This is a genomic window from Eudoraea sp. (genome assembly GCF_049669105.1).
In the GTDB taxonomy this organism is placed as follows: domain Bacteria; phylum Bacteroidota; class Bacteroidia; order Flavobacteriales; family Flavobacteriaceae; genus Eudoraea.
In genome coordinates, this window is record NZ_JBATKE010000142.1 from 26,111 (window position 1) to 34,471 (window position 8,361).

Here is an 8,361-nt window from a genome sequence, read left to right on the forward strand (position 1 = left end):
TTATCGACTATGTAAAATCTTTTAGTAGGACATTCTTGTTTAAATCCATAAGTAACACTATTCTATCTTCATTTGTTCTGTTCCATGCTTCATGCTCAATAGTATCATCGAAAATAAAGCTCTCACCTTCTTTCCATTTTCTAACAACCCCACCTACTTCTAAACAACAGTCACCATCCGGAACTTTAATACCTAAGTGACATCGCAGAACATCGGTTGTAAAACCAACATGAGGGTTTATAACAGTGCCTGGGGACAGAATTGAAAAGCCGGCTGTTTCAATTAGAGTATCGTATTTTTTAATAAAATTTGATAAAATCGGACATAATAAATGAGATCCATAGATGTCATTATGCTGAAAACGAAGGCCAAAAACATTCCAACCATGATTGTAAAGAAAGGACTCCGGCCATTCTAAATACTGTTCTTTAGTTACCGCATTGAAAAATTCCTCTTTAATTAACGCATGGTTTTCCTCAAGGCTATTTGTAAAAGTGACTGATTTATCAAAAAAAGGAAGCTCCATAAAAAAGAATAATCCAGAGTTTAATTACATTAATACAATTTCAAATTACCGTTATCATTCAAGTATAAGTAGTATAGGACGCTTTTAGCGCCACGGCTTTCCGTTACTGTCCAAGGTAAATATAAAAAAGTGACTATGATAAAGCACCAAAACCACTATTGTTTTTTATACTTTATTAACGGTTGTTCTCTTCATAACTCTTTTCGATAAAAGCCAATAATCGATCCTGCTCTTCCACAATGCCTTCATTTAAACGACCTATTGCCACAGGTAATAACCATTTTTTGTATTCATTTTTGTGGCCGGGATTTAATTTCAAGTAATGTGACAGATAATAACGATGAAATAATTTTCTACCCATGATAACAGCCCATCGAGTAAATAGTGAAGTGTCTGGAGGAAGTCTTCCCAATTGTAAAAGGACTGAAGTAAGGGCAAGGTCGGCAATTGGATTACCGGCAGAAGCGACTGTCCAATCAATTATTTTTAAATTATTTCCCGTCATGATCAAATTATCCGGGTGATAATCTCCGTGACATAATTGTTCCTCTTTTGGGATAGAATTTAAAATACCCAAGGCAAGAATTTTTATTTCTTCACTCACTGGTTCTGCTGATTGAATCTGCTCTATAAGCTGGAGTCTTTGCCCGGGAAGGCCTTCTATATTTTTTTTATGTATAATAGAATGGAAACCAGCTAGTTGTTTTGCATATCTAAAGATTTTCCATGGCTTAGTTACCATTTCAGCAAGCATGGTTTTTCCGGGAAGCCGCTCAAATACAATCCCTAATTGCCCATCGATTTCAAAAGACTTTATTGCAGCCGGAACCGGCAAACCTGCCTTATAAATAAGCTGATTAATCTGAACTTCATTTTTTATCTGTTGTGCAGTCCTATTGTAAAACAACTTGACAACCCATTCATGATTCAAGTAGAATATCTCAGCTTCTCTTCCTCTTCCTATTCTTGTGCCAAGTTGATCCGGTTCTTTTTTCAAAAATTTATTTTTAGTTGGTCCTGCATTACAATGTAATTTATATTTTGTTCGAAGTTTTACTTCTTATTATGTCTAGTAACGGGATTGTATATGAAAAGTAAGCCTTTTTTTGAAGACGGATTTTTCGATCAGTTTCTTTTTATTAGTTTTTTGATTTCATTTCAAATTCAATAAACCCCTCTGGGATTTCTTTGGAATCTAGTATTGATTTTAATTCATTTTTACTGGATTGATTGTTGTTTAGATAGCCATCAAAAAATGTAAGTACAGATTCAGCAAAATGAATTATACAAGTTGTTATCTCCAGCCATTCTTTCCTCTATTTTCAGAGAGAGCCGCCATAGGACCGATTACAGTGTATAAATTTATGAAGATTAGCGAGCAAAATAATCTTGTATATTGACCAATGTCATTGTAATTTTTAATTGGTGTATGTACCTTAAAAGCTTAATCGGAATTATAGGATAAATTATATTCTGAGATTTTAATTCAAATAACTAAAAATGATTATTTATGAATGGTGCAATTTTTTTCTCAACCAAATATGGAAGCACAGCACAATACGCCAATTGGATCAGTGAAGCGACAGGTTTGCCGGTGTTTAATGTGAAAGATTCCGATATCGATCTATTAAAGTATGATTTTTTGATCTTGGGTAGCCCTGTAATCTATTACAAACTGTCAATCCGCAAATGGGTAGAAAGGCATTTGGCAAGCATAGAAAGCAAGCCCATAATCTTCTTTTCGGTTTCCGGTGCCCCGGCAGGGGCTAAACTTGATGGCTGGATTGCCGAAAGTCTGCCAGAAAGCTTTATTTTAAAAATGAATCATGTTGCATTACGCGGAAGGCAAATACCAGAGCAACTTACTTGGTATGACAGAATGATGCTTAAAATTGGTGCTTTGACAAATAAGGATCCCGAAGCTAGAAAAGAAGAGTTCGAAGGATTTGACTTTATGGATAAATCAAGCATTGAACCGATTTTAAAATTGGTTGAGCAATTCCAATTAAGTGAGGTACTAACATAATTAAAGAATCCTTTTTTGATTGGAGATAACGGTTTCGTATAGGAGCCATTGTTGGCTGCTGGCCTTTTTTGATTTCACTTTATTTTCTTAAAAATCAATGGCATAGTCTCTCCGTAAATTGCATTCATATCAATTAACTTTAAGGAATTAACCATTTTTAATGTTGTTGTTTTGTAATGTTTAAAATGCGGTGTTTCCAAGTGCGATTCGTATGCTTTCTTATCCGCATAAATTTCCAATATTCTAATTTCAGTTGGGTTTTCTTTTTGATACATTGGATAAATGGAAATCACACCAGGTTCCAATTCCACAGAAGCCTTAGCTTCTTCTTTAAGGATTGATAAATATTCATCGAGATATTCAGGTTCAATTCCAATTTCTGATATTCTAATCATCATTTCGTCCGAATTAAAATTTTCGTGATGTTGTTCTTTTTGTCCACAGGAAATGCAGACAATTATTGTTAATAAAATCAGGCTAATTCTTTTCATCTGTCAGTTTTTTTAGCTTGCTGCCAACAATTGTATATAGTTACAAGTAACTATATTTCTTTTATAGCCGTAATTTACGATAAATCTAATGTTTATAGATAGTTGAAAGGTTTTATCAAGTTATTTTACGCATAATAACCGTTTGTAAACGATAATATTAATAATGCGTCAAACGAATCCGCGATGGAAAATTTCGTAAAAGTATATTTAAACGACCAATAAGACACGGCAAAATCAACCTTTATAAGAAGTTTCTTAAAGTTCAGTTAAACGTATGGGAATAATAGACTTTGTGGAAGCAGTCTTGTGGAGTATAATTAAAGGTTTGCAAAGGGAAAGACTGAATTATAGGTATTGTTAGGCACAGGCTTTTTTCCGCTAGTAGTCTTGAACCAAAACCTCCGTTGGAATATGCAACGTCGTATTGAGTTTTCTTATCATGTCCAGGGTCAGTTTACGCTTTTTGCTTAAAATTTCGCTTACCCTGCTTTTAAATCCCAAGACCTCTGCCAAATCCTTTTGTTTCATTCCCATTTGTTCCATCCTGAATTTAATGGCCTCGATAGGGTCTGGCATTCCGATAGGGAAGTTTTGGTTTTCGTACCGATCGATTAAAATCGAAAGAATTTCGAGTTCGTCGCCCTTCTCCGTTCCTTTTTTTGCGTCGAAAATCACCTCAAGCCGTTTTAGTGCTTTCTGATAGTCTTTTTCGTTTCTGATAGGTGCTATTTTCATTTTAAATTTTGTTTGCGTTTATTTTATCATTTTCCTCATGAGTTCCAACAAAGCGGATCCAACAGATTTGGTACTCGAAATTGAACTTTACGATTAATCGGTATCTGTTACCTTTTATGTTGAAAACAATCCGATTATCCTTCAGTATGCTTGCGCTGGGATATTCCTTTTTTAGCTGGTTCAAGTTTTCAAATCCCGATTTTTCAGTTTCCCTGTACCAGGCTGTCAATTGTTGTTCACTATCCGCGTGTTTTATCCAAAAATCCCTTAAAGTCCGTTTTGCAATTACCCTCAAATTGTAATCTTTAGAGCAAATACACAAAACAAGTTACCGTTATGGTAACTTTTTAATATTTTTTTGCTTGTGCCTAACGTGTTTGTGTATGAGTAGTAGCGAACAAAAGCACACTACTTCTCGTTAAGTAATTTACATAATAAAAAAAGAATAGCGATTTGAATTAGAACTCAAATCGCTATTACCTATACACGGTGTTGGCGGTAGTATTTTAGTTCCTTTCAAAGGTTAATAAATCGTCTGGTTCTCCACCACCACTAATATCAATTAATTCAATTTTGGTTGAAGTTTGCGAAATAAAATCCCAATCATCGGTTAAGTCGTCAAAGTCATTCCTTAGATTAAAGACAATATTTAAGTCTAAATCGTCCAGGTCTGAACCATCGGATGAAATAGTCCAAGTACCGTCAAAACTATTTGTTCCATTATTTGCATTGAGTGCCCCTGCGCCGTTAAAGGTGAAATTATAACCAGAAAAATCACTTGTCTCGTCTATTCCAGAATCTATGAATTTTGTTATACGCCAAGTTCCAGTTTGAGTATTATTTTCGACAGTTTCTTGAAACGTACTATTCGAGTTGTCATTATCGTCATCTGAACTACAAGATGTGATTGAAAAAGAAATCAAAAAGATGAACACAATGCTATAAATTAAATTTAATTTTTTCATAATCGTTTATTAATAATTGTTAAATTAATTTCCTTCACTTAAAGTAAAGCTTCCGTCTCCGTTAAAATTCGATACGTTAATAGTTACAGTCCACATCCCTGATTCTCCAGATGATGTTACTCCAGAAAATGTGTCTGGTTCGACACCTCCATTTAATGACCTGTCTAAAACAATCGTTCCTTCTGAATCTTTTACTATCATTTGAAAAAGCCCTACAGTGGAAGCTGTAATGTCTGCATTATAATCCGCAGTTGATAGGTCGTTTTGCCAATTAAACGTTTCTGATGTAGTACCACCATTGCCTGTAAAATCTCCACCAATATCGCCATCGATACCTTCAGTTAAATTAACATTTGCGGATAAATCATCGTCATTATTACAACTTGAAAGTATTAGAGAGGCGATGATAATTAATAAAATAAAAATTGTAGGTTTTAAAGTTTTCATGATAAATATATTTTTAATACAAAATTAAAAACTATTATCATTAATTTTTATTTATATGTTTTATGTAATATATAAGTTTTTTTATGTCTTAAAAAATATCGATTAGTCGCTTTTTTGGATATTACCGCCAACTTGTTATATGTGGCCTAATATACCTTAATCGCCAGCAATATTTCGGGATATGTACACCCTTTTGAGTTTTTTAACAAGAGCCTTAAATCGTGCATCTTAATCCCAAAGTGAAAGTCAAAACAGAAAAAAATCGGAGACCCTGGTGTGTTGGGATAACCAATCATTACTTGATCAATTAGGACACTATCTTCCCTAAAACCCGATGACAGAAAATTAAAACACCTGCGTAGTTGCTACAATATAATCAAGAAAATAGTACTTTTAAAAGCGTTAGCCGGCTTCAAATTTTTGCGCACAATATCAAAATTTGTAAAAACAGAGAACTAATGAAATCAAAAACAATACTATTCATTGCAATTGCATCCATCTGTATTTCCTTTAAATGCCTTCCTCAGGATATGAGTGCTCCAAAAGCAGGTGAATTCAACCTGGATAAAGATCTGCTATTAGGACACTTTGATTGTAAAACCGATGTCGATGACCTGCAGACCGTAGCCGCATTTGTTACACTTTTATCTAATTTGAAATTTTCAAAAATTAAGTATCATGCAGTTGCCGGCACCTACGGTATTCAGGATGGACTATATGTCCCGCCTAATGATTTATTTCAGCTCGCATTTGGAGACAACTGGACAGATGCACATGAAAATTTAGCAAAGGCCGTTGAGCAGGTTAAAGCGATTGCAAAAGCAACCCTTGAAAATCAAGGTGATATTTGGATTGCAGAAGCAGGTCAATCTGACTTTTCCGCTGAACTGGTTAAAGCTATCCAAGCCGATTTACCGGATATAAATATTTCGCAGCGCATTCATATAGTTCAACACAGTACCTGGAATGAAGAAGTTACCTCACCGGCCAGTCTGGATTACGTGAAGAAAAATACTGATTATCAGAAAATACCCGATGGCAATCAGGTTGGGAATGGCACACCCGGATTCCGATCATCCAAAGTTACCAAATGGAAAGATAAAATCAGCAATCCTGAATTGATTGAAACATGGTCCCTGGCTATAGATTTATCTAACAGATATAATGGGAAAGAGGGTCGTTATCTTAATGAGGCAATTGCTGCAGGCGGATTGGACTTCTCAGACTTTTCGGAAGTTTGTTGGATTTTAGGATTACAGGACCTAAAGGATACCGAACAATTTTTTAACCTTTATTCCAATTAAACGCTTATAAGGTTAGCCCGTTACTAATTCTAAATACTCTATAAACTCTTAATCAATCGATTTTCAATTGATTTTATTATCTTTCCAATGAGGTGATCAAAGCACCTCAACTTATTCAACTGCTGACTTACAAATCATTGTCTATCACATAAATTGACCAAATGCATCAAAACATTCTTAAAACCTTTCTGTTTGCTTTACTTTTTATCTCTTTAAGTGCATTCTCACAAAACAAAAACAATACTTCTTCAGAAAGCCCGTCCCTGGATCCTTCTTTTTATGAAGGACTGGAATGGCGTAATATTGGCCCTAATCGTGGTGGTAGATCTTTAGGTAGTGCGGGGAGTCCGGGAAGGCCAAACGAATACTATTTTGGAGCCACTGGCGGAGGTTTATGGAAAACTACAGATGGCGGAAATGAATGGTCGGCAGTTACCGATGGGCAAGTGACCAGTTCCTCGGTAGGAGCAGTTGCTGTAGCCGAAACCAACCCTGATATTGTCTATATTGGGATGGGAGAAGTACAATTAAGAGGCAGCATCACTCAGGGTGACGGGGTGTATAAAACCGTAGATGGTGGAAAAACCTGGCGACACCTGGGGCTTAAAGAAACACAGGCCGTGGCCCGTATAAGAATTCACCCAACCAACCCAGAAATTGTTTACGTGGCAGCTCTAGGACATCCCTATGGCGACAATGAAGAGCGCGGGGTATTTCGTTCTACCAATGGCGGAAATAGCTGGGAAAAAGTCTTATATGCGGGTCCAAAAGCAGGTGCAGTTGACTTAATAATTGATCGAAATAATCCTAAAGTTTTATATGCCAGTACGTGGCAGGTATATCGCAAAGCATGGAAAATGTGGGGTGGCGGTGGCGAAAGTAAATTATGGAAATCCATAGATAGCGGAGATACCTGGACAGAACTTAGTAGTAATCCGGGGATGCCCGAGGGACCTATTGGAAAAATTGGGGTTACCGTTTCTCCGGCAGATTCTAACAGAGTATGGGCCATTGTAGAAGCTAATGAAGGTGGCGTTTTTAGATCTGATGATGCCGGCCTAACCTGGGAACGCACTAATGACGAACGTAAACTAAGACAACGTGCCTTTTACTATTCCAGAATTTACGCTGATCCCTGGGATAAGGAAACGGTGTACTGCCTGAATACCGGGTTTTATAAATCTACGGATGGAGGAAAAACCTTCGACACCACCATCAAAGTACCACATGGAGACAATCATGATTTATGGATTGATCCTAACAATCCAAATCGGATGATCAATTCGAACGATGGCGGTGGCAATGTGAGTATCAACGGGGGAGAAAGCTGGACAGAACAGGACTATGTAACCACGCAGTTTTATCATGTAATGGCTACAAACGACGTGCCCTATCATGTCGCAGGGGCCCAACAGGACAACAGCACCCTGGCAATGCCCAGTGATGGCTGGGAGCATATGCAGGCAAGAGGTCCTAATCATGGATGGTATTACGCTGTTGGAGGTGGTGAAAGTGGATGGATAACCCAACACCCGGACAATCTGGACATTTTTTATGCCGGCAGCCAGGGCGCACTCTTAACCAGATATGACAGAAGCAATGGGCAAACACGAGATATCCAGGTATATCCGCGCTTTTTCTCCGGGGAACCTGCGGATGCCCTTCCGGAGCGTTGGCAATGGACCTTCCCCATCATGTTCGCCCCACAGGACTCAAAAGTAATGTATACCTGTTCGCAACATGTGTGGAAAACCACCGACGACGGACAATCCTGGGAGAAAATAAGTCCGGATCTTACCTATGCAGATCCCAGCACGCTTGGTAAAACCGGGGGAGTCATTACCATGGATATGAATGGCCCTGAAAT

Annotated in this window: 10 protein-coding genes; 3 read left to right on the top strand and 7 right to left on the bottom strand. The window is 37.2% G+C overall.

Going from position 1 to position 8,361, the window contains the following annotated elements; genetic code table 11:
• Nucleotides 1–7 precede the first annotated feature (7 nt).
• A complete protein-coding gene (locus WBM60_RS11820) occupies nucleotides 8–526 on the bottom strand; it encodes an aspartyl/asparaginyl beta-hydroxylase domain-containing protein (RefSeq protein WP_424262301.1) in 519 nt (172 codons plus the stop codon).
• Between the two features lie 175 nt (nucleotides 527–701).
• The gene (locus WBM60_RS11825) at nucleotides 702–1,523 is read right to left on the bottom strand and encodes an aminoglycoside phosphotransferase family protein (RefSeq protein ID WP_424262299.1); all 822 of its coding nucleotides are present in this window, start codon (nucleotides 1,521–1,523) and stop codon (nucleotides 702–704) included.
• 513 nt (nucleotides 1,524–2,036) lie between these two features.
• Here WBM60_RS11825 and WBM60_RS11830 point away from each other — a divergent pair.
• Entirely contained in the window at nucleotides 2,037–2,552 is a 516-nt protein-coding gene (locus WBM60_RS11830) for a flavodoxin domain-containing protein (RefSeq protein ID WP_424262297.1), read from the top strand.
• 74 nt (nucleotides 2,553–2,626) lie between these two features.
• Here the strand turns inward: WBM60_RS11830 and WBM60_RS11835 are convergent, their stop codons facing one another.
• From WBM60_RS11835 to WBM60_RS11855, 5 genes are all read right to left on the bottom strand, one after another.
• A complete protein-coding gene (locus WBM60_RS11835) occupies nucleotides 2,627–3,043 on the bottom strand; it encodes a putative quinol monooxygenase (RefSeq protein ID WP_424262295.1) in 417 nt (138 codons plus the stop codon).
• 378 nt (nucleotides 3,044–3,421) lie between these two features.
• Nucleotides 3,422–3,778: a helix-turn-helix domain-containing protein gene (locus WBM60_RS11840; RefSeq protein ID WP_424262293.1), complete on the bottom strand. Its 357-nt coding sequence runs from the start codon at nucleotides 3,776–3,778 to the stop codon at nucleotides 3,422–3,424.
• A gap of 1 nt (nucleotide 3,779) precedes the next feature.
• Entirely contained in the window at nucleotides 3,780–4,073 is a 294-nt protein-coding gene (locus WBM60_RS11845) for a type II toxin-antitoxin system HigB family toxin (protein ID WP_424262291.1), read from the bottom strand.
• Nucleotides 4,074–4,284: 211 nt separating this feature from the next.
• Nucleotides 4,285–4,713, bottom strand: a complete 429-nt coding sequence (locus WBM60_RS11850; RefSeq protein WP_424283120.1) for a hypothetical protein — start codon at nucleotides 4,711–4,713, stop codon at nucleotides 4,285–4,287.
• A gap of 54 nt (nucleotides 4,714–4,767) precedes the next feature.
• Nucleotides 4,768–5,190 (bottom strand): hypothetical protein, encoded by a 423-nt coding sequence (locus WBM60_RS11855; RefSeq protein WP_424283121.1) that lies wholly within the window; start codon nucleotides 5,188–5,190, stop codon nucleotides 4,768–4,770.
• A 458-nt stretch (nucleotides 5,191–5,648) separates the two neighbouring features.
• Here WBM60_RS11855 and WBM60_RS11860 point away from each other — a divergent pair, with 458 nt between their 5' ends.
• Nucleotides 5,649–6,494 carry a hypothetical protein gene (locus WBM60_RS11860; protein ID WP_424276971.1) on the top strand — a complete coding sequence of 282 codons (846 nt, stop codon included), beginning with the start codon at nucleotides 5,649–5,651 and terminating at the stop codon, nucleotides 6,492–6,494.
• Between the two features lie 161 nt (nucleotides 6,495–6,655).
• On the top strand, nucleotides 6,656–8,361 hold a 1,706-nt coding region (locus WBM60_RS11865), incomplete at its 3' end, for a WD40/YVTN/BNR-like repeat-containing protein (RefSeq protein WP_424283122.1).